This window comes from Azospirillum sp. Marseille-Q6669 (assembly GCF_965111635.1).
This window is the reverse complement of record NZ_CBCOOP010000005.1, coordinates 86387-104761: the sequence shown is the minus strand read 5'-3', so window position 1 is coordinate 104761 and position 18375 is coordinate 86387. Positions and strand designations below refer to the sequence as shown.

The window sequence follows — 18375 nt, the reverse complement described above, 5'->3', positions numbered from 1 at the left end:
GAGCGGTCGCAGCGGATCGGCAAGCCATGAAGCTCGGGCAGCGTTCTCGTCCTGAACGCTCTTGAGTGAGCCTACTCCACCGCCTGACGCAGGGCGGCGGCGCTGGCCCAGGGGGCGAGCGGCAGGGCGCCGGCCAGAAGGCCGCCCAGAAGCAGCAGATGCGGACGTGGGGTCAGGCCGTTCAGCGCGGCGTCGATGGCCCCAGCCCCGAAGATCAGCACGGGGATGTAGAGCGGCAGGATCAGCAGCGACAGCAGCACGCCGCCGCGCCGGGCGCCCAGCGTCAGCGCGGCGCCGATGCTGCCGATCAGGCTGAGGATCGGCGTGCCGACCAGCAGGGTCAGCACCAGCACCCCGAAGCCCTCCGCGTCCATGTTCAGCAGCAGCGCCAGCAGCGGGGCGGCGGCGATCAGGGGAAGGCCGGTCACCAGCCAGTGGGCCAGCGTCTTGGCCAGCACCACCGCCTCCATCGGCAGGGTGGACAGCGACAGCAGCTCCAGCGAGCCGTCCTCGTAGTCGTTCTGGAACAGCCGCTCCAGCGACAGCAGCGAGGCGAGCAGGGCGGCCACCCAGATCACCCCGGCGGCGATGCGGGCAAGGATGTTCGGCTCCGGCCCGACGCCGAAGGGGAACAGCACCACGCACAGCACGAAGAACATCACGGCGATGCTGGCGTCCGACCCCTGGCGCAGCGCCAGCCGCAGGTCCCGTCCGATCAGGCGCAGGAAGCGGGTCACGCCGCGTCCTCCTCTTCTAAAACGTCGTCCTCGCCCCCGTCGTCCCCGTCGTGGGGGACGGGGGTGAACTCGTCGAGGTGCAGCTCGCCAGCGCCGGGCATGGCGATGTCCACATGGGTGGAGACGGCGACCATGCCACCGGCGGCCCGATGCTCCGCGATGATCTCCTCGAACAAGGTGATCGCCGCGCGGTCGAGCGCCACGGTCGGCTCGTCGAGCAGCCACAGGGCGGCGGGGGCGGCGATGATGCGGGCGAGGTTCAGGCGCCGCTTCTGCCCCGCCGACAGGTAGCGCCCCGGCACGTTGGCGATGTGCGGCACGCCCAGCCGGTCCAGCGCCTTCAGCGCGTTGCCCCGCGGGTCGGCGGCGCCGCCCAGCGTGGCCCAGAAGGACAGGTTCTCCACCGCGCTCAGTACCGGCTTCACCGCGTCGAGATGGCCGACATAGTGGATGCGGCCGCGGTGGCCGTCGGGATCGTCGGAGACCGCCACATCGTCCCAGGAGAGCCGGCCGCGAATCGGCTTGAGCAGCCCGGCCATGACGCGCAGCAGGCTGGACTTGCCGCTGCCGTTGGGACCGAGCAGGAACAGCGCCTCCCCAGGCGCGATCCGGAAGTCCAACCCGGTGAAGACCAGCCGGTCACCACGGAGGCAGGTCAGCGCGGAACCGGCGAAAACGGGCATGGCGACGGGCAGGGCTCTTGCGGTGGACGGGGCGGGGGGAGCTATAGCACAGCCCGTCCGGGTGCCAAAAAGAAACGGCCCCAAAAAAGAAACGGCCATCGCAAGGGGGTTCTTGCGATGGCCGTCGATCCAGCCGGGGCCTGGCTGGGGACGCCGGAAAACCGGAGCCCTGATCGTCGCTTAGGGGCCGGGCCGCAGGGGTTCACGGGTCCGGCCAGCCACTTGATGCCGTAAGGCTCCGTCCGGTTTAGGACCAGAAAGTGGCGAAATTTTGATCCGATGAATGTCCCTTTCCATTCCGGGGCATTGCCCGGGCGAAGCGGAGCGGGCATTCATAGGCGCCTTCGCCCCCTCAATGCTCAACCGGACCGGGTGCCTGCCATGACCGTGCTGATCGACCTGTTCAACGGCCTTCCCGACATCGCCCGCATCATGCTGATGCTCAGCGTGGTGGCGGCGTCGGGGCTGGCGCTGGGGCAGATCAAGGTGCGCGGCGTGGGGCTGGGCATCGGCGGGGTGCTGTTCGCCGGCATCGCCGCGGGGCACGTCGCCAAGGCGCTGGGCCTGACCTTCGACCATCACGTCCTGCATTTCATGCGGGAGTTCGGGCTGATCCTGTTCGTCTACACGATCGGCGTGCAGGTCGGCCCCGGCTTCTTCGCCGCCCTGAAGAAGTCGGGCCTGACGCTGAACCTGCTGGCCGCCTCGCTGGTCGGGCTGGGGGTGCTGGTGGCGGTGGCGATCCACGAGATCGGCGGGGTGCCGCTGCCGGCGGTGCTCGGCATCTTCTCCGGCGCCGTCACCAACACGCCGTCGCTGGGTGCCGCACAAGAGATGCTGCGCGAGGTCGGGGCCTCGGCGGCGGAGATCAACACGCCCAGCCTCGGCTACGCCGTCGCCTATCCCTTCGGCATCGTCGGTATCCTGATCACCATGGGGATGATCCGCGTCGTCTTCCGCATCGACCCGGCGGCGGAGGCCGAGACCTTCGAACGCAAGCGCCGCGCCCAGGTGGAAACCTTGGAGACGCTGGACGTCGCCGTGCGCAACCGGTCGGCCATGGGGCTGCCGCTGCGCGACATGGAGCTGTTCGGCGACCAGGGTGTGATGATCTCCCGCCTGCTGCGCGAGGGGCGGCTGCAGGTGCCGCACCCGGACACCTGCCTGCGCGCCGGCGACGTCGTGCATCTGGTCGGGCCGCGGGTCAAGCTGGAGGCGACGAAGCGCCTGCTCGGCGAGGCGGCGGAGGTCACCCTGACCACCAAGGGCACCGACATGCGCTGGGACCGGCTGGTCGTCACCAACGAGCATGTGCTGGGCAAGGCCATCGGCCAGCTCGACCTCGCCGACGCCTACGACGTGGTGGTCAGCCGGGTCAACCGGGCGGGCGTGGAGCTGGTGCCGAGCCCCGCCCTGCACCTCCAGTTCGGCGACATCCTGACCGCCATCGGCAAGCCGTCGGACCTCCAGCGGGTGGCGGCGCTGATGGGCAACTCGGCGCGGCGGCTCCAGCAGGTGGAGTTCGTGCCGGTCTTCATCGGCATCCTGCTGGGCGTGCTGCTCGGCTCCATACCCTTCTACATTCCGGGGATGCCGGCGCCGCTGAAGCTGGGTCTGGCCGGCGGGCCGCTGGTGGCGGCGATCCTGCTGGCGCGCATCGGCCACATCGGGCCGCTGGTCTGGTTCATGCCGCCCGCCGCCAACATGGCGCTGCGCGAGATCGGCATCGTCCTGTTCCTGGCGGTGGTCGGGCTGATGTCCGGCGACCGCTTCGTCGAGACGCTGGTGCACGGCGACGGGCTGCTGTGGATCGGCTGCGGCGTGCTGGTGACGCTGATCCCGCTGCTCGTCGTCGGCTTTATCGCGCGGGCCTTCGCCCGGCAGAACTACCTGACGATCTGCGGGCTGCTGTCCGGCAGCATGACGGACCCGCCCGCGCTCGCATTTGCAAACGCAATGAGCGCATCGGAGGCTCCCGCCCTCGCCTATGCCACTGTTTACCCTATGGTTATGTTTCTGCGTATCCTTGCGCCGCAGTTGATCGTCCTGTTCCTCTGGTAAGGGGCCGGCCCGGAAAGGGCGCCTCCCACGGGATCGGCGGGCGGTCTGTCCTCGCATGAGGAGACGCGGCCATGCACGCGCTCATCGAACTCTTCCTGGCCATGCCGCCGATCGCGCGCGTGGTGTTCATGCTGGGCATCACCTCGGCCCTCGGGCTGGCGCTCGGCCACATACGGCTGCGCGGCGTGGGGCTGGGCATTGGCGGCGTGCTGTTCGCAGGCATCGCGGTCGGCCACTTCGCCAAGCAGGCCGGGGTGACGCTGAACGCCGAGATGATGGAGTTCATCCGCGACTTCGGCCTGATCCTGTTCGTCTACACCATCGGCATCCAGGTCGGCCCCGGCTTCTTCGCGGCGCTGAAGAAGTCCGGTCTGGCGCTGAACGGGCTGGCGCTGCTGATGGTCGGGTCGAGCATCCTGCTGACCGCGATCCTGGTGCTGTTCGATCTCGTGCCGCTGGGCTCCGGTCTCGGCGTCTTCGCGGGCGGGGTGACCAACGCCCCGGCGCTGGCCGCCTCGCAGCAGGTGCTGAAGGAGGTCGGGGCCGACGCCGCGGTGATGGCCCTGCCCGGCCTGGCCTTCGCCGTCACCTATCCCTTCGGCATCGCCGGCAACCTGCTGGCCATGGCGGTGGTGCGGATCGTCTTCCGCATCGACCCGCAGGAGGAGGCCAGAGCCTTCGAGGCCGCCCGGCGCGCCGAGGTCGCAGCGCTCGACACCATGGACATCGCCGTCACCAACCCGGCCCTGCGCGGGGTGCGGCTGGGCGACCTGACCCTGCTGCCGAGCCTGGGGGTCTGCGCGTCGCGCCTGCTGCGCGGCGGCCAGCTCCGCGTGCCCGGCGAGGACACCCGGCTGGAGGAAGGCGACGTGCTCCACGTGGTCGGCCCGCGCCCGAGGCTGGAGCAGGTCCGCCTGCTGATGGGGCGCGAGGCCGACGTCCGGCTGACCACCAAGGGCAGCGACCTGCGGTGGGAGCGCATCGTCGTCACCGCCAACCCGGTGCTGGGCAAGTCCATCGCCGCGCTGAACCTGAAGGGGGCGTGCGACGTGGTGGTCAGCCGGGTCAACCGCGCCGGGGTGGAGCTGGTGCCCAACGCCGCGCTGAAGCTGCAGTTCGGCGACATCCTGACGGTGATCGGCAAGCCCGACGACCTCAAGGCGGCCGCCTGCATCATCGGGAACTCCGAACGGCGGCTGCAGACGGTGGAGATGATCCCGGTCTTCGTCGGCATCACGCTGGGGGCGCTGCTGGGCGCCATCCCGCTGTTCCTGCCGGGCATGCCGGCGCCCTTGCGGCTGGGCATGGCCGGCGGGCCGCTGATTGCCGCCATCGTGCTGGCGCGCATCGGCCACATCGGGCCGCTGGTCTGGTTCATGCCGCCCGCCGCCAACCTCGCCCTGCGCGAGATCGGCATCGTCCTGTTCCTCGCCGTGCTGGGCATCGCGTCGGGCGACCGCTTCGTCGAGACGATGGCGAGCGGCGCCGGGCTGCCCTGGATGGCCTGGGGCGTCCTGGTCACGCTGGTGCCGCTGCTGCTGACCGGGCTGCTGGCGCGCGGGGTGATGAAGCTGAACTTCCTCAGCATCTGCGGCGTGCTGGCCGGGGCGCAGACCAACCCGCCGGGCCTCGCCTACGCCAACGCGGTGGTCGCGTCGGAGGCGCCGGCGCTGGCCTACGCCACCGTCTACCCGCTGGCCATGTGCCTGCGCATCCTGGCGCCGCAGCTTCTGGTGCTGATGCTGTGGTGAAAAACCCGCCGGCTTCCCCCGTCGCGCGGTTGCCCCGGGGCCCGCAAAATCCGCGTTGCGGGAGTTTGTCCGGCGGTCTAGCCTAGCGGCACCGTCCAGGGTTGGGCGGTCCAGACCGTTCCCCGCCCCGCTCCCCGCCGACAAGCCCCGCATGCACCGACACCCGCCCACGAATCCCAACGCCCCCGAAGCCGTCCTCGTCGAGAATGTCCACAAGCGCTTCGGTCCGCTGGAGGTGCTGAAGGGCGTCTCCCTGACCGCGCGCGAAGGCGACGTCATCACGCTGATCGGCTCCTCCGGCTCCGGCAAGAGCACGCTCCTGCGCTGCATCAACATGCTGGAGGTGCCGGACGAGGGGCGGATCGTCATCGGCGGCGAGGCCATCGGCCTGAAGAAGGCGCGCGGCGGCCAGACCGTCCCCGCCGATTCCCGGCAGGTGGACCGCATCCGCACCCGGCTGGGCATGGTGTTCCAGAGCTTCAACCTCTGGACCCACATGACCATCCTGGAGAACGTCATCGAGGCGCCGGTCCATGTGCTGGGCGTCCCGAAGGCGGAGGCGGTGGACCGCGCCCGCAAGCTGCTGGACAAGGTGGGCATCCTGGCCAAGGCCGAGTCCTACCCGGTGCAGCTCTCCGGCGGGCAGCAGCAGCGGGCCGCCATCGCCCGCGCGCTGGCCATGCAGCCCAAGGTGATGCTGTTCGACGAGCCGACCTCCGCGCTCGACCCCGAGCTGGTGGGCGAGGTGCTGCTGGTCATCCGCCAGCTCGCCGAGGAGGGCAACACCATGATTCTCGTGACGCACGAGATGGGTTTCGCCCGCGAGGTCGCGTCGGAGGTGGTGTTCCTGCACCAAGGACGGATCGAGGAGCGGGGGCCGCCCGACCGGGTTCTGGTCAATCCGGAATCGGACCGCGTGCGACAGTTCCTGTCGCGCCACCTGTCCGGCGGCGGCTGAATCGATCGCGCGAGGACGGCCCGCTCAATTCCCTTGACTGACGCTGTAAAACCGTAAACCTCAGAGCCTGCCCGAGCATAAGAGCCATCCATAAGGGCATCAGAACAGAGGAGGTTTTCCCGTGAAGAAGATCGTTGCGGCCCTGGCGCTCGGCGCCATCGTGGCGGTTGCCGGCACCGCCGCCGAAGCCAAGGACTGGAAGAAGATCCGCATCGCCACCGAGGGCGCCTACGCCCCGTGGAACGCGACGGACCCGTCGGGCAAGCTGGTCGGCTTCGAGCCGGACCTCGCCATGGAACTCTGCAAGAAGATGAAGGCCGAGTGCGAGATCGTCGCCCAGGATTGGGACGGCATGATCCCGGCCATCCAGCAGGGCAAGTACGACGCCATCATGGCGGCGATGTCGATCACCGACGAGCGTGAGAAGGTCATCGCCTTCGCTGGCCCCTACGGCACCGAACCGTCGATGTTCGGCACCATGAAGACTTCGCCGCTCGCCAAGGCGACCTTCCCCGGCGAGCGCTACGACCTGTCCAAGGACGACCCGAAGGCCGCCATCGCCGCCCTGGCCGACGCGCTGAAGGGCAAGACGGTCGGCGTGCAGACCTCGACCATCCAGGCGAACTTCATGGAGAAGCTTCTGCCGCAGGTGGCGGTCCGCACCTACGACAAGCTGGACAACGCCGGCATCGACATGGCCGCCGGCCGCGTCGACGCCATCTTCGGCGACCGTTCGGCGGTGGACGCCATCCTCAAGGCCGACGCCGGCAACGGCATGACCCTGTTCGGCCCGGCCTTCGCGCGCGGCGTGCTGGGCAAGGGCGTGGGCGTGGGCCTGCGCAAGGCCGACGGCGACCTGAAGGAGCTGTTCAACAAGGCCATCGCCGAGGCCAACCAGGACGGCACCATCACGAAGCTGAGCACCCAGCACTTCGGCTACGACATCTCGATCAAGTAACCGGTCGATCAAGCAACCGGCCATCATGTGAAGGGATGTCCCCTCTCCCCGTCGCGGGGGAGGGGAACCCGGTTCGGAGCCCTTTCGGAGCCCATTTCGGAGCGCATGTTCGAACTTCTCTCCTTCGGCCCGAACGGGTGGGGCGGCCAGCTTCTCGGCGGGGCCGCGATGACGGTCGCCGTGTCGGTGTCGGCCTTCGTCCTCGGCCTCGTCTTCGGCTCGCTCGGCGCTTCGGCGAAGCTCAGCCGCAATCTCGCCCTCACCGGCGTGGCGGAGGTCTACACCACCGTCGTCCGCGGCGTTCCCGAACTGCTGGTCATCTACCTGCTGTTCTTCGGCGGCAGCGGCGCGGTCATGGCCGTCGGCCGGGTGTTCGGCTACGAGGGCTACATCGAGCTGAACGCCTTCTCCATCGGCGTGCTGGCGGTCGGTCTGATCTCCGGCGCCTATTCGACGGAGGTGATCCGCGGCGCGGTCCAGGCGGTGCCCCACGGCCAGATCGAGGCGGCGCGCGCCTGCGGCATGTCGCGCTGGCTGATCCTGCGCCGCATCCTGGTGCCGCAGACCCTGCGCTACGCCCTGCCGGGGCTTGGCAACGTCTGGCAGCTCACCCTGAAGGACACGGCGCTGATCTCCGTGACGGCGCTGGCCGAGATCATGCGCGTGTCGCATGTGGCGGCGGGGTCAACCCGCCAGCCGTTCCTGTTCTACACCACCGCGGCGGTGCTCTACCTCCTGCTCACCACCGTCTCCACGGTGGCGTTCGAGCGGGCGGAGCGCTACGCCAATCGCGGCGTGCGGAGGGCCTGACCCATGAACTGGGAACTGATGTGGGACAGCGTGCCCACCCTCCTGCGCGGCGTTCCGGTGACCCTGCAACTGGTCGGGCTGGCGCTGCTGTTCGGCGCGGGCGTGGCCTTCGCGGTGGCGTTGCTGCGGTTGTACGGCAACCGCGTCACCGAGCGGCTGATGGCCGCCTACGTCTTCGTGTTCCGCGGCACGCCGCTGCTCGTGCAGATCTTCCTGATCTATTACGGCATGGGCCAGTTCGAGCTGGTGCGCAGCAGCTTCCTCTGGGTCTATCTGCGCGAGCCCTTCTGGTGCGCGATCCTGGCGCTGACGCTGAACACCGGCGCCTACACCAGCGAGATCCTGCGCGGCGCCATCCTGTCGGTGCCGCAGGGCCAGATCGAGGCGGCGCGGGCCTGCGGCATGTCGCGCACGCTGCTGTTCCGCCGGATCGTGATGCCGGTGGCGATCCGCCAGATGCTGCCGGCCTACGGCAACGAGGTGATACTGATGGTGAAGGCCAGCTCGCTCGCCAGCACCATCACGCTTCTGGAGATCACCGGCATCGCCCGCAAGATCATCGCGCAGAGCTTCGCGGTGTTCGAGGTGTTCATCGTGGCGGGCAGCATCTATCTGCTGCTGAACTTCCTCGCCTCGCGCCTGATCCGCTACGCGGAGTGGCGCATGACCCCCTACCTGCGGGCGCGGGGGTAGCCTTCATCCCCTCCCCTGCGTCAGCGGGGGAGGGTTAGGGTGGGGGCAACGGTTCCCCCACTCAACAGGCGTGCGAGGCATCATGCCCCGAACCGGCGCGACGACCGCCATCCTGGCCGCGGTTCTCTTCGGCATCAGCACGCCGCTGGCGAAGCTGCTGGTCCACGACCTGTCGCCCTGGATGCTGGCGGGCCTGCTCTATCTCGGCTCCGGCATCGGGCTGGGGCTGGTCCGGCTGGTCCGTGGTCTGACGGTCCCGCAGAAGCGGAGCGAACGCGGCATCCGCGGCGCCGAATGGCTCTGGCTGCTGGCCGCCATCGGTGCCGGAGGTATCGCCGGACCGGTGCTGCTGATGGCCGGCCTGACGGCGACGCCGGCATCGACCGCCTCGCTGCTGCTCAATCTGGAAGGGGTGTTCACCGCCCTGCTGGCGTGGTTCGTCTTCCGGGAGGGCGTCGACCGGCGCCTCGTCGCCGGGATGGTCGCCATCGTGGCGGGAGCGGTGGTGCTGTCCTGGGGCGGAACAGTGGACATCGCCGGTGGTTGGGGGCCGGCCGCGGTCGCCGCCGCCTGTCTGATGTGGGCGGTGGACAACAACCTGACCCGCAAGGTGTCGCTGGCCGACCCGGCGGACATCGCCACGATCAAGGGGCTGGTGGCCGGCACCGTCAATGTCGGGATCGCCCTGGCGCTCGGCGACGCCCTGCCCGCCACGCCGACCGCGGCGGCGATGCTGGTCGGGCTGCTCGGCTACGGCGTCAGCCTCGTGCTGTTCGTGGTCGCCCTGCGCCACATCGGCGCCGCCCGCACCGGGGCCTATTTCTCGACGGCCCCCTTCGTCGGCGGCATCGCCTCCCTGGCGATCTTCGGGGAGCCGCTGACGGTCGGGCTGGCCGCCGCGGCGGCGCTGATGGGGGTGGGCGTCTGGCTGCACCTGACCGAGGACCACGACCATGAGCATGACCACGAGGAGATGGAGCACGACCACCCGCATGTGCATGACGAGCACCACCGGCACCATCACGATGGCCCGGTGACCGAGCCGCACACCCACCGTCACCGTCACGGGCGCCTGCGGCACCGGCACGCCCACTTTCCGGATGCCCACCACGCGCACAGGCACTGAGGCTTGGGCCGGATCGGCGAACGTTTTAAAAAGAATGGGGAGATTTGGCCGACGCCGCGTGCGACAGGGCGGTGTCACACCGCGGGGAATTCCGCCGCTTCCGGGCGAATTCCAGTGTCGCATCACTGTCTTGGGGGGATTGGTGGAGCCGAGGAGGATCGAACTCCCGACCTACGCATTGCGAACGCGTCGCTCTCCCAGCTGAGCTACGGCCCCACACACCGTTACCGGCGTGCGGCGGATAATGGTGATGCGGAGGGGGCCTGTCAAGCCCTCTGAACGCGCCTGATTGCGGGCATCGGCGGTTCACGGAAGGGGATGGCGAAGGGGATGATGGCGGCCCGCCGCGCGGCACTGGACAGCACTCGCCGCTTGTGCTTAGGGTGCCCCGCAAAATCGGACAATAAAGGGACGGGCCGGGCATGATTGCGCTCTACCTGCTGATCGACACCGTTCTCAGCCTCTATGTGTGGCTGCTCATCGCTTCGGCGGTGCTGAGCTGGCTGGTGGCCTTCAACGTCGTCAACACCCGCAACCGCGCGGTCTATGTCATCGGCGACTTCCTCTACCGCGTCACCGAACCGGTCCTGCGCCCGATCCGCCGCGTCCTGCCGAACATGGGTGGCCTGGACCTGTCGCCGATCGCGCTGATCCTGCTGATCTTCTTCATCCGCAACCTGATGGCGGAATACTGGCCGCGCTTCTGATGGCGGTACCTTCGGAAGCTGCGCCGTTCGAGGCCGTGGCGGACGGCGTCCGGCTGGCGTTGCGGGTGACGCCCAAGGCGTCGCGCAACGCCATCGCCGGGCTGGCCGCCACAGCGTCCGGAGGAACGGCCCTGAAGGTGACCGTCACCGCCGTGCCGGAGAACGGCAAGGCGAACGAGGCGGTGGTGAAACTGCTGGCCAAGGCGTGGAAACTGCCCAAGACCAGCCTGACGGTGGTGGCCGGCGCCACCGACCGGAACAAGATTGTCCATGTGGCCGGCGATCCGGCCGACCTGATGCGCCGGCTGACGGCGCTGGTGGAAACCGCGACCGGCGACCCGGTGAGCAGCAACGGTGGGAAGAGCGATGGCTGAGGCGAAGATCATCGACGGCAAGGCGTTCGCCGCGGGGCTGCGCGCCCGCGTGGCGGAGGGTGTGGCCGCGCTCAAGGCCAGCCACGGCGTCACCCCCGGCCTCGCCGTCGTGCTGGTGGGCGAGGACCCGGCGAGCCAGGTCTATGTCCGGTCCAAGGAAAAGGCCCTGGCCGACCTCGGCATGAACAGCTTCGACCACCACATGCCGGCCGACCTCGGCGAGGCGGAGCTGCTGGCCCTGATCGATCGGCTAAACGCCGACCCGGCGGTGCACGGCATCCTGGTCCAGCTTCCCCTGCCGAGGCACATCGACACCCAAAAGGTTCTGGCCCGCATCGTCCCGGAAAAGGATGCGGACGGCTTCCACGTCGTCAACGCGGGCCTGTTGGCGACCGGCAGCCCCGGCGCCATCGTGCCCTGCACGCCGCTGGGCAGCCTGCTGCTGCTCCGCGACACGCTGGGCGCCGACCTGAAGGGCAAGCGGGCGCTGGTGCTGGGCCGCTCCAACATCGTCGGCAAGCCGATGGCGCAGCTTCTGCTCCAGCAGGACTGCACGGTCACCGTCGCCCATTCCCGCACCCAGGACCTGCCCGGCGAATGCCGGCGCGCCGACATCCTGGTCGCCGCGGTGGGCCGTCCGGAGATGGTGCGCGGCGACTGGATCAAGCCGGGCGCCGTGGTCATCGACGTCGGCATCAACCGCGTGCCGCACCCGACCGAGCCGGGCAAGACCAAGCTGGTCGGCGACGTCGCCTACGACGAGGCGGTCAAGGTCGCCGGCGCCATCACCCCGGTGCCGGGCGGCGTCGGGCCGATGACCATCGCCTGCCTGATGCTCAACACGCTGGCCGCCGCCTGCCGCGCCGCCGGCGCGCCGGTCCCGGCCGAGGCTCTTGCATGATCACGGTCCACGCCCGGGTGGGCGGCCGCGTGGTCGAGCAGCCGCTCGCCCTTGGCGAGCCGCTGCCGCCCAACACGGTGTGGATCGATCTTCTCCGCCCCGATGAGGCGGAGCGCGCGCATGTCGGCGCCGTCACCGGCTGCGACCTGCCGACGCGCGAGGAAATGAAGGAAATCGAAGCGTCGAGCCAGCTCTACACCGAGGGGGAGGCCGTCTACCTCACCTCCTCGGTGATCGCGCGGGCCGATTCGCCGATGCCGGAGCAGGGCGAGGTCACCTTCGTCCTGACCCCCCGGCATATGATCACGGTGCGCTTCACCGAGCCGCGCTCCGTCGCCACCTTCGCCGCGCGGACCAGCCGCCAGCCGGAGCTTCTGGCCAGCGCGGAGGACGCGCTTCTGGGCATCCTCGACGCGGTGATCGACCGGGTGGCCGACGTGCTGGAGCTGATCGGCGCCCGCATCGACGGGCTCTCCGCGCGCATCTTCACCGACTCGCTGAACAGCAAGGGGGTCGGAAGCTCCAAGAAGCCGGACGAGCTGCAGGATGTGCTGCGCGGCATCGGACGGGCCGGCGACCTGACGCACAAGGTGCGCGACAGCCTCGCCGGGCTGGACCGGCTGGTCGCCTTCCTCTCCTCCGTCGCCGCCGGGCGGCTGACCAAGGAGCAGAAAGCCGCGCTGAAGACCCTGACGCGCGACCTGCGGTCCCTGAACGAGCACGCCGGCTTCCTGGCGCATGAGGCGAACTTCCTGCTCGACGCCACGCTCGGCCTGATCAACATCGAGCAGAACGCGATCATCAAGATCTTCTCGGTCGTCTCCGTGGCGCTGATGCCGCCGACCCTGATCGCGTCGGCCTACGGCATGAACTTCCACCACATGCCCGAGCTGGACTGGGACTTCGGCTATCCCATGGCCATCGTGATGATGGTGCTGTCCGCCGTCGTGCCGCTCTGGTACTTCCGCCGCCGCGGGTGGCTTTAACAAGAAAAGGGAACCGCCGATGATCGTCCTGTCCGATGCCGCGCTCGACGCGCTCCTCGTCCAGGACGTTCCCTACGGCGATCTGACCACCGACTCGCTGGGCATCGCCGCCGCCCCGGCGCGCATCCGGTTCACGGCGCGCGGCGCCATGGTGCTGGCCGGGACGGAGGAAGCCGCCCGCCTGATCGGGAAGGCCGGCGGCACGGTGACCTCTTTCCGGCCCAGCGGCACGGCGGTGGAGGCCGGAGCGCCCTTCCTGGAGGGGCATGGCCCGGCGGGCGCCCTGCACCGCGGCTGGAAGGTGGCGCAGACGCTGGTCGAATACGCCTCCGGAATCGCCTCCCGGGCCCGCCGCATCGTCGAGGCCGCCCCCGGGGTGACGGTCGCCTGCACCCGCAAGAATTTTCCCGGTGCCAAGGACCTGTCGGTCAAGGCGGTGCTGGCCGGCGGGGCGGTGATGCATCGGCTGGGCCTGTCGGAAACGATCCTGGTCTTCGCCGAACACCGCGCCTTTCTGTCCGGCCCGCCCGAGGCGTGGATCGCCGATCTGCGCCGCCGGGCGCCGGAAAAGAAGATTGTGGTGGAGGTCGACACGGTGGCGGACGCCATCGCCTTCGCCCGGGCCGGGGCCGACGTGCTGCAACTGGAGAAACGCCCGCCCGAGGAGGCCCGCGCCGTGGTCGAGGCGACGCGCGGCCTGCCGCGCCCGCCGGTCGTCGCCGCGGCGGGCGGCGTGACGGAGGACAATGCGGCGGCCTACGCCGCCGCCGGTTGCCCGCTGCTGGTCACCACCGCCCCCTTCTTCGGGCGCCCGGCGGATGTGAAGGTGGTTCTGGAACCGGCCTGACGCGCTCCGTGCGCGCTTAGATCAGCGGTCGCGGTTCGGGGCGATCTGGTCCACGCGGTGGGCGAAATCGACGTCGGCTTGGGTCAGGCCGTCGGCGCTGCGGGTGCACAGGATGATCTCCACCCGGCCCATGTCGTTGAACCATTCCGGATGATGGTTCACCCGCTCCGCCAGCAGGGCGACCTGGCTCATGAAGCCCCAGGCGGCGGGGAAGTCGGGGAAATGGTAGGTTTTGCGGATCGCGTCGCGCTCCAGCACCTCCGCCCAGCCATGCAGTTCCTTCAGCGCGGTCTGCCGCTTGGCACCCACCAGCTTGTCCGACATTCCTTCCCCCGTTGTTGGTTGGCCTGTGCTCGGTTGGCCTGTGCAAGGCGTAACGGACACGGATCGATTGTGGATCAAATCGCTGTTCCGGTCCGTCTTCCGGTTTAGCGCCGCTTGGCCTGGGCGGCAAGCAACGCTACCTTCCCCCCTATGATGCGCAAACCGGCACACACCCACAGCGTTCCCCCCTCCACCCCCGACCTCGAGCGGATGGCCGAGGACGCGCTGGAGACGATTCCGCGGGAACTCCTGGCCCCGATCGCCAATCTGTCGATCCATGTCGAGGATTTCCCCGACGAGGAGACCGAGCGCGAGATGGAGCTGGAGAGCCCCTTCGACCTGCTCGGCCTCTATCGGGGCGTCGATATGACGCGGCAGAGCGTCGCGGACCTGCGCAGCGGGCCGGACATGATCTTCCTCTACCGCCGCCCGATCCTGGACTACTGGTGCGAGACGGGCGAGGACCTGTTCGCCATCGTCCGCCACGTCCTGATCCACGAGATCGGCCACCATTTCGGCCTGTCGGACGAGGACATGGAGCGCATCGAGGCCATGGAGGGGTGAGTCACCCGTCCAGAGCCTCGTCCACGCGGCGGCGCAGGGCGGGCACCAGTTCCGCGTCGAACCAGGGGTTCTTCTTCAGCCAAGCGGTGTTGCGCCAGCTCGGGTGGGGCAGGGGCAGGAACTCCGGCAGGTAATCCCGCCACGCCGCCACCGTGTCGGTCATCGTCCGCCGGCGGCGGTTTCCCAGATAGTGGGCCTGGGCGTAGCTGCCGACCAGCAGGGTCAGCCGAACCCCGGTCAGGGCGGCGCGCAGCGGCGGGTGCCAGAGCGGCGCGCATTCCGGGCGCGGCGGGTAGTCGCCGCCCTTCGGCGCCGTGCCGGGGTAGCAGAGCCCCATGGGGACGATGGCGATCCGGCTCTCGTCGTAGAAGGCCGCGCGGTCCATGGCCAGCCACTGGCGCAGCCGGTCGCCGGACGGATCGTTCCAGGGGATGCCGCTGGCGTGCACCCGCGCGCCCGGCGCCTGCCCGACGATCAGCAGGCGGGCGGACGGGCTGCCGCGCAGCACCGGGCGGCAGCCGTGCGGCAACACCCCCGCGCACAGCCGGCAGGCGCGGGCCTGTTCGAACAGTTTCTCAAGATCGCCGCTCAAAGGCTCAGCAGCTCGCTCACGAAGGCCGGGACCAGCTCGGTCGCCGGGCCGTTGACGGAGTCCGCGAACAGGCTGGCGCCCGCCGACGGCTCCAGGTTCAGCTCCAGCGTCAGGGCGCCGGCGTTGCACGCCTCGGCCACGAAGCCGGCGGCGGGATAGACGTTGCCGGAGGTGCCGATGGAGACGAACAGGTCGCAGGCGCCCAGCGCGCGGTAGATCCGCTCCATCTGGTAGGGCATCTCGCCGAACCACACCACGTCGGGGCGCATGCCGCCCTTGCGGGCGCAGGACGGGCAGACGTCCTCCACCGACAGGTCGCCGGCCCAGTGTTCCACCTTGCTGCGGCAATGGCGGCAGAAGACCGCGTTCAGCTCCCCATGCATGTGGATCAGCGTGTGCGACCCGGCGCGCTCGTGCAGGTCGTCGATGTTCTGGGTGACCAGCAGCAGGTCGCCTTTCCAGCGCCGCTCCAACTCGGCCAGAGCGGCATGGGCGGCGTTCGGCTGCACCGCGGGGTCGCGCAGGCCGCGCCGCCGGTCGTTGTAGAAGCGGTGGACCAGCACCGGGTCGCGGGCGAAGCCCTCCGGCGTGGCGACGTCCTCCAGATCGACCTTTGCCCAGATGCCGTCGGCGCAGCGGAAGGTGTCCAGGCCGGATTCCTTGGAAATGCCGGCCCCGGTCAGGAGGACGATGGAGTCGGTCGGCTTCAGATGATTGGCGATGGTCGTGATGGCGGCGGTCATATTGGCGGCGGTCATATTGGCGGCGGTCATATTGGCGAGGGTCATGGCGCCCTGGCGGGTTCGGGGAACGGCTGCTAGATCTCGGGCCGGGAAAGGCACAGGCGGAAAGCAGAGAGGAGGAGGCCGGGATGGTCAAGGTCCTGTTCGTGTGTACGGGCAACATCTGCCGGTCGCCCACCGCGGAAGGTGTGTTCCGCGACCGGGTTCGGCAAGCCGGTTTGGAAAGCCAGATCGGCATCGATTCGGCGGGCACCCACAGCTATCATGTGGGGGAGGCGCCCGACCCGCGCAGCCAGCGCGCCGCCAAGGCCCGCGGGGTGGACCTGTCGGACCTGCGCGCTCGCAAGGTGACCGGGGCGGACTTCGCCGACTTCGATTACGTCCTGGCGATGGACGGCGGGCATCTGGCGCAGTTGCGGCGCATGGCCCCGCCGGACAGCAGGGCGACGGTCGCCCTGTTCCTCGATTACGCTCTTGACGCACCGAAGCGCGAGGTGCCCGACCCCTATTACGGCGAGGGGCTGCACTTCACCGAGGTGCTGGACCTCTGCGAGGCCGGGGCCGTGGGGCTGTTGGAGGCGATCCGGCGGGACCGGCTGTAAACCGCGACCTTCACCGCCAGAGAGACTTCCGCGCTTCGGTGACGGCATCGTAGCGGGTGATGCCGATGTCCCGCAGTTCGTAGTCGGAGAGGGAGAGCAGGGCATCGCGCTGGCGGCGCTCCTCCCGGAAGCGGGCGATCCAGGCCAGCAGCGCGCGAAGGCGGCGGGCCGGTGGCGGCGCGGTGCGGGGGAGGACGTGCAGCGTCATGATGGCCTCCGGCGGGTGCGATGGAAGCACCAGCATCCGGCCGTCCCCGCCGCTCCGGCAAACGGGACCTTTTCATCGTCGGGTGAGCGAATTTCACCCGAAGCGGGTCACCCTCCCTGGGCGAACTCCGCCCGCATCCAGGCACGGAAGGCTGCGACCTCCGGGCGGCGCAGGCTGTCCTGGGCGGTGACCAGCCAATAGGCGCTTTTCGCGCGCAGGCGCGGCCCCATCACCTCGACCAGCTGGCCGGACGCCAGCTCCGGGTCGACGGTCGGACGCCGCCCGATGATGACGCCCAGCCCGCGCACCGCGGCGTCCACCGCCATGTGGATCGCGTCCAGCCGCAACCCGCGCTTCAGCCCGTCGTCCAGCGCCGACGGCGGCAGGCCCGCGGCCTCGGCCCAGGCGGTCCAGTCCTCCGACACGTCGGCGACGTGGAGCAGTGGGACGGAGGCGAGATCGGCAGGGCAGGCGATGCGCGCCGCCAGGGTGGGGGCGGCCACCGGGACGAGGTCCTCCTCCATCAGCTTCAGCGCGGCCAGACCGGGCCAGTCGCCGCGTCCCAGCCGGATGCCGGCGTCGATGCCGTCGCGGGGGAACTCGACCACCCGGTGGGCGGTGTCCAGCGCCACCGTGATCGCCGGGTGGCGCTCCTGGAAGGCGGGAAGGCGGGGGATCAGCCAGCGCAGGGCGAAGGTCGGGGCGGCGCTGACCGACAGCCGCCCGCTGGGCTTGCGGCCCGGCACGCTCTCCGTCGCCAGCGCCAGCGACTGCAGCGCGTCGCGCACGCGGGGCAGATAGGCGTGGCCGGCGGGGGTCAGCGACAGGCTGCGGTTGCCGCGCAGGAACAGTTCCACCCCAAGCCAGTCCTCCAGCGTCTGGATGCCGTGGCTGACCGCGCTGGGGGTCAGGTGCAGCTCTTCCGCCGCCGCCTTGAAGCTCTGGTGGCGGCCGGCGGCCTCGAACAGGCGCAGGGTGTTGAGGGGGGGCAGTCGGTAGGCCATCGTTTGCCAAATCTGCGACGGAGGTGGATTGGCCGCAAGGGGAAGCTGGTGCCGTGTACCACCCCTCTCCCGCCCCGGGAGAGGGAAGGGGCCCACGCGAAGCGTGGGAAGGGTGAGGGTGCGGCAAAGAACGAGCGCCTTGATCCTCGGAAGACCCTCACCCGGCCCTTCGGGCCACCCTCTCCCCGGAAAGGAGAGGGGATTGGTCTTGCAGTGCCCAAACAAAAAGCCCCGCCGGAGGGGCGGGGCCTTTCGATCGTCCGGGGACCGCTTGGCTCAGAGAGCCTCGTCGACCCACGTAAACAGCGCGGTCTTCGGCAGGGCGCCGATCTTGGTGGCGGCGACGTTGCCGTTCTTGAACAGCATCAGCGTCGGGATGCCGCGCACGCCGTACTTGGTCGGGGTGCCGGGGTTGTCGTCGATGTTCAGCTTGGCGACGGTGACCTTGCCGCCATACTCCTTGGCGAGGTCGTCGAGCGCGGGAGCAATCATCTTGCAGGGGCCGCACCACTCCGCCCAGAAATCGACCAGGACCGGACCGTCGGCCTTCAGCACGTCCTGCTCGAAGCTGTCGTCGGTGACCTTGATGGGATCGCTCATGTGACCTCTATGCCTGGGTTCAGGGGCACCGCCGCGCCGATTTTCCACCGGCGGCGGACCCATCCCTCATCGGTGGAATTTGCCAAAATGTATGACCGACCCCCCTCGCTGGTCAAGCCGGGGCGCGACTGCGGTCTCGTCAACCC

The 18375-nt window shown here is 69.6% G+C and carries 22 protein-coding genes and 1 tRNA gene; 14 read left to right on the top strand and 9 right to left on the bottom strand.

Annotated elements, in window-relative coordinates:
- Positions 1-71 precede the first annotated feature (71 nt).
- On the bottom strand, positions 72-737 hold the full coding sequence (gene ccmB, locus ACWPXE_RS25775; protein ID WP_014238686.1) for a heme exporter protein CcmB: 666 nt from the start codon (positions 735-737) through the stop codon (positions 72-74).
- Positions 734-1420: a heme ABC exporter ATP-binding protein CcmA gene (gene ccmA, locus ACWPXE_RS25770; protein ID WP_454020135.1), complete on the bottom strand. Its 687-nt coding sequence runs from the start codon at positions 1418-1420 to the stop codon at positions 734-736. The genes ccmB and ccmA overlap by 4 nt, the downstream gene beginning before the upstream one ends.
- Positions 1421-1801: 381 nt before the next feature.
- Here ccmA and ACWPXE_RS25765 point away from each other — a divergent pair, with 381 nt between their 5' ends.
- The 7 genes from ACWPXE_RS25765 (at position 1802) to ACWPXE_RS25735 (ending at position 9777) form a co-directional block, all read left to right on the top strand.
- A complete protein-coding gene (locus ACWPXE_RS25765) occupies positions 1802-3481 on the top strand; it encodes a putative transporter (protein ID WP_454020134.1) in 1680 nt (559 codons plus the stop codon).
- Between the two features lie 71 nt (positions 3482-3552).
- Positions 3553-5232, top strand: coding sequence for a putative transporter (locus tag ACWPXE_RS25760; RefSeq protein ID WP_454020133.1), 1680 nt, complete (start codon positions 3553-3555; stop codon positions 5230-5232).
- A gap of 151 nt (positions 5233-5383) precedes the next feature.
- Positions 5384-6190, top strand: a complete 807-nt coding sequence (locus ACWPXE_RS25755; protein ID WP_014238681.1) for an ABC transporter ATP-binding protein — start codon at positions 5384-5386, stop codon at positions 6188-6190.
- 121 nt (positions 6191-6311) lie between these two features.
- Positions 6312-7148, top strand: coding sequence for a transporter substrate-binding domain-containing protein (locus ACWPXE_RS25750; RefSeq protein WP_114857878.1), 837 nt, complete (start codon positions 6312-6314; stop codon positions 7146-7148).
- A gap of 105 nt (positions 7149-7253) precedes the next feature.
- Complete coding sequence (locus ACWPXE_RS25745) at positions 7254-7958, top strand: ABC transporter permease (RefSeq protein ID WP_014238679.1); 705 nt, start codon at positions 7254-7256, stop codon at positions 7956-7958.
- A gap of 3 nt (positions 7959-7961) precedes the next feature.
- Positions 7962-8651, top strand: coding sequence for an ABC transporter permease (locus ACWPXE_RS25740; protein WP_137139460.1), 690 nt, complete (start codon positions 7962-7964; stop codon positions 8649-8651).
- Between the two features lie 82 nt (positions 8652-8733).
- Positions 8734-9777 carry a DMT family transporter gene (locus tag ACWPXE_RS25735; RefSeq protein WP_454020132.1) on the top strand — a complete coding sequence of 348 codons (1044 nt, stop codon included), beginning with the start codon at positions 8734-8736 and terminating at the stop codon, positions 9775-9777.
- Positions 9778-9917: 140 nt separating this feature from the next.
- Here the strand turns inward: ACWPXE_RS25735 and ACWPXE_RS25730 are convergent.
- Positions 9918-9993 (bottom strand) — tRNA-Ala (locus ACWPXE_RS25730).
- A gap of 206 nt (positions 9994-10199) precedes the next feature.
- Here ACWPXE_RS25730 and ACWPXE_RS25725 point away from each other — a divergent pair.
- Genes ACWPXE_RS25725 through modD form a run of 5 tightly spaced genes read left to right on the top strand, consistent with a single transcriptional unit; the run spans position 10200 to position 13592 of the window.
- Positions 10200-10484, top strand: a complete 285-nt coding sequence (locus tag ACWPXE_RS25725) for a YggT family protein (RefSeq protein ID WP_237904729.1) — start codon at positions 10200-10202, stop codon at positions 10482-10484.
- On the top strand, positions 10484-10858 hold the full coding sequence (locus ACWPXE_RS25720) for a DUF167 domain-containing protein (protein ID WP_454020131.1): 375 nt from the start codon (positions 10484-10486) through the stop codon (positions 10856-10858). The genes ACWPXE_RS25725 and ACWPXE_RS25720 overlap by 1 nt, the downstream gene beginning before the upstream one ends.
- A complete protein-coding gene (gene folD / locus ACWPXE_RS25715) occupies positions 10851-11759 on the top strand; it encodes a bifunctional methylenetetrahydrofolate dehydrogenase/methenyltetrahydrofolate cyclohydrolase FolD (RefSeq protein WP_454020130.1) in 909 nt (302 codons plus the stop codon). Before ACWPXE_RS25720 ends, folD begins: the two co-directional genes overlap by 8 nt.
- The gene (locus ACWPXE_RS25710; protein ID WP_035669719.1) at positions 11756-12745 is read left to right on the top strand and encodes a magnesium transporter CorA family protein; all 990 of its coding nucleotides are present in this window, start codon (positions 11756-11758) and stop codon (positions 12743-12745) included. The genes folD and ACWPXE_RS25710 overlap by 4 nt, the downstream gene beginning before the upstream one ends.
- 19 nt (positions 12746-12764) lie before the next feature.
- The gene (modD, locus tag ACWPXE_RS25705) at positions 12765-13592 is read left to right on the top strand and encodes a ModD protein (protein WP_454020129.1); all 828 of its coding nucleotides are present in this window, start codon (positions 12765-12767) and stop codon (positions 13590-13592) included.
- A 21-nt stretch (positions 13593-13613) separates the two neighbouring features.
- Here modD and ACWPXE_RS25700 read toward each other — a convergent pair whose 3' ends face one another.
- Positions 13614-13916, bottom strand: coding sequence for a 4a-hydroxytetrahydrobiopterin dehydratase (locus tag ACWPXE_RS25700; RefSeq protein WP_137139450.1), 303 nt, complete (start codon positions 13914-13916; stop codon positions 13614-13616).
- A gap of 150 nt (positions 13917-14066) precedes the next feature.
- Here ACWPXE_RS25700 and ACWPXE_RS25695 point away from each other — a divergent pair, with 150 nt between their 5' ends.
- Complete coding sequence (locus tag ACWPXE_RS25695; RefSeq protein WP_041810830.1) at positions 14067-14480, top strand: metallopeptidase family protein; 414 nt, start codon at positions 14067-14069, stop codon at positions 14478-14480.
- Position 14481: 1 nt separating this feature from the next.
- Here the strand turns inward: ACWPXE_RS25695 and ACWPXE_RS25690 are convergent, their stop codons facing one another.
- A complete protein-coding gene (locus ACWPXE_RS25690; RefSeq protein ID WP_454020128.1) occupies positions 14482-15072 on the bottom strand; it encodes a uracil-DNA glycosylase family protein in 591 nt (196 codons plus the stop codon).
- On the bottom strand, positions 15069-15815 hold the full coding sequence (locus ACWPXE_RS25685; RefSeq protein WP_454020532.1) for an NAD-dependent deacylase: 747 nt from the start codon (positions 15813-15815) through the stop codon (positions 15069-15071). The genes ACWPXE_RS25690 and ACWPXE_RS25685 overlap by 4 nt, the downstream gene beginning before the upstream one ends.
- Before the next feature lie 128 nt (positions 15816-15943).
- Here ACWPXE_RS25685 and ACWPXE_RS25680 point away from each other — a divergent pair, with 128 nt between their 5' ends.
- Complete coding sequence (locus tag ACWPXE_RS25680) at positions 15944-16417, top strand: low molecular weight protein-tyrosine-phosphatase (RefSeq protein ID WP_454020127.1); 474 nt, start codon at positions 15944-15946, stop codon at positions 16415-16417.
- A 10-nt stretch (positions 16418-16427) separates the two neighbouring features.
- On the opposite strand, the gene ACWPXE_RS25675 is transcribed toward ACWPXE_RS25680, so the two are convergent.
- The 3 genes from ACWPXE_RS25675 to trxA form a co-directional block, all read right to left on the bottom strand.
- A complete protein-coding gene (locus ACWPXE_RS25675) occupies positions 16428-16661 on the bottom strand; it encodes a DUF1127 domain-containing protein (protein ID WP_454020126.1) in 234 nt (77 codons plus the stop codon).
- Positions 16662-16732: 71 nt separating this feature from the next.
- Complete coding sequence (gene gcvA, locus ACWPXE_RS25670) at positions 16733-17629, bottom strand: transcriptional regulator GcvA (RefSeq protein WP_454020125.1); 897 nt, start codon at positions 17627-17629, stop codon at positions 16733-16735.
- A gap of 276 nt (positions 17630-17905) precedes the next feature.
- Positions 17906-18229: a thioredoxin TrxA gene (gene trxA / locus ACWPXE_RS25665; RefSeq protein WP_014238663.1), complete on the bottom strand. Its 324-nt coding sequence runs from the start codon at positions 18227-18229 to the stop codon at positions 17906-17908.
- Between the last annotated feature and the right edge of the window lie 146 nt (positions 18230-18375).

Coding starts and splice junctions, on each gene's coding strand:
- ACWPXE_RS25675 (WP_454020126.1), bottom strand. CDS start 16,661: ATGCTGGTGCTTCCATCGCACCCGCCGGAGGCCATCATGACGCTGCAC.
- folD (WP_454020130.1), top strand. CDS start 10,851: ATGGCTGAGGCGAAGATCATCGACGGCAAGGCGTTCGCCGCGGGGCTG.
- ACWPXE_RS25765 (WP_454020134.1), top strand. CDS start 1,802: ATGACCGTGCTGATCGACCTGTTCAACGGCCTTCCCGACATCGCCCGC.
- ACWPXE_RS25725 (WP_237904729.1), top strand. CDS start 10,200: ATGATTGCGCTCTACCTGCTGATCGACACCGTTCTCAGCCTCTATGTG.
- ACWPXE_RS25700 (WP_137139450.1), bottom strand. CDS start 13,916: ATGTCGGACAAGCTGGTGGGTGCCAAGCGGCAGACCGCGCTGAAGGAA.
- ACWPXE_RS25685 (WP_454020532.1), bottom strand. CDS start 15,815: ATGACCGCCGCCATCACGACCATCGCCAATCATCTGAAGCCGACCGAC.
- gcvA (WP_454020125.1), bottom strand. CDS start 17,629: ATGGCCTACCGACTGCCCCCCCTCAACACCCTGCGCCTGTTCGAGGCC.
- ACWPXE_RS25760 (WP_454020133.1), top strand. CDS start 3,553: ATGCACGCGCTCATCGAACTCTTCCTGGCCATGCCGCCGATCGCGCGC.
- modD (WP_454020129.1), top strand. CDS start 12,765: ATGATCGTCCTGTCCGATGCCGCGCTCGACGCGCTCCTCGTCCAGGAC.
- trxA (WP_014238663.1), bottom strand. CDS start 18,229: ATGAGCGATCCCATCAAGGTCACCGACGACAGCTTCGAGCAGGACGTG.
- ACWPXE_RS25680 (WP_454020127.1), top strand. CDS start 15,944: ATGGTCAAGGTCCTGTTCGTGTGTACGGGCAACATCTGCCGGTCGCCC.
- ACWPXE_RS25710 (WP_035669719.1), top strand. CDS start 11,756: ATGATCACGGTCCACGCCCGGGTGGGCGGCCGCGTGGTCGAGCAGCCG.
- ACWPXE_RS25695 (WP_041810830.1), top strand. CDS start 14,067: ATGATGCGCAAACCGGCACACACCCACAGCGTTCCCCCCTCCACCCCC.
- ACWPXE_RS25740 (WP_137139460.1), top strand. CDS start 7,962: ATGAACTGGGAACTGATGTGGGACAGCGTGCCCACCCTCCTGCGCGGC.
- ACWPXE_RS25755 (WP_014238681.1), top strand. CDS start 5,384: ATGCACCGACACCCGCCCACGAATCCCAACGCCCCCGAAGCCGTCCTC.
- ACWPXE_RS25735 (WP_454020132.1), top strand. CDS start 8,734: ATGCCCCGAACCGGCGCGACGACCGCCATCCTGGCCGCGGTTCTCTTC.
- ccmA (WP_454020135.1), bottom strand. CDS start 1,420: ATGCCCGTTTTCGCCGGTTCCGCGCTGACCTGCCTCCGTGGTGACCGG.
- ACWPXE_RS25720 (WP_454020131.1), top strand. CDS start 10,484: ATGGCGGTACCTTCGGAAGCTGCGCCGTTCGAGGCCGTGGCGGACGGC.
- ACWPXE_RS25745 (WP_014238679.1), top strand. CDS start 7,254: ATGTTCGAACTTCTCTCCTTCGGCCCGAACGGGTGGGGCGGCCAGCTT.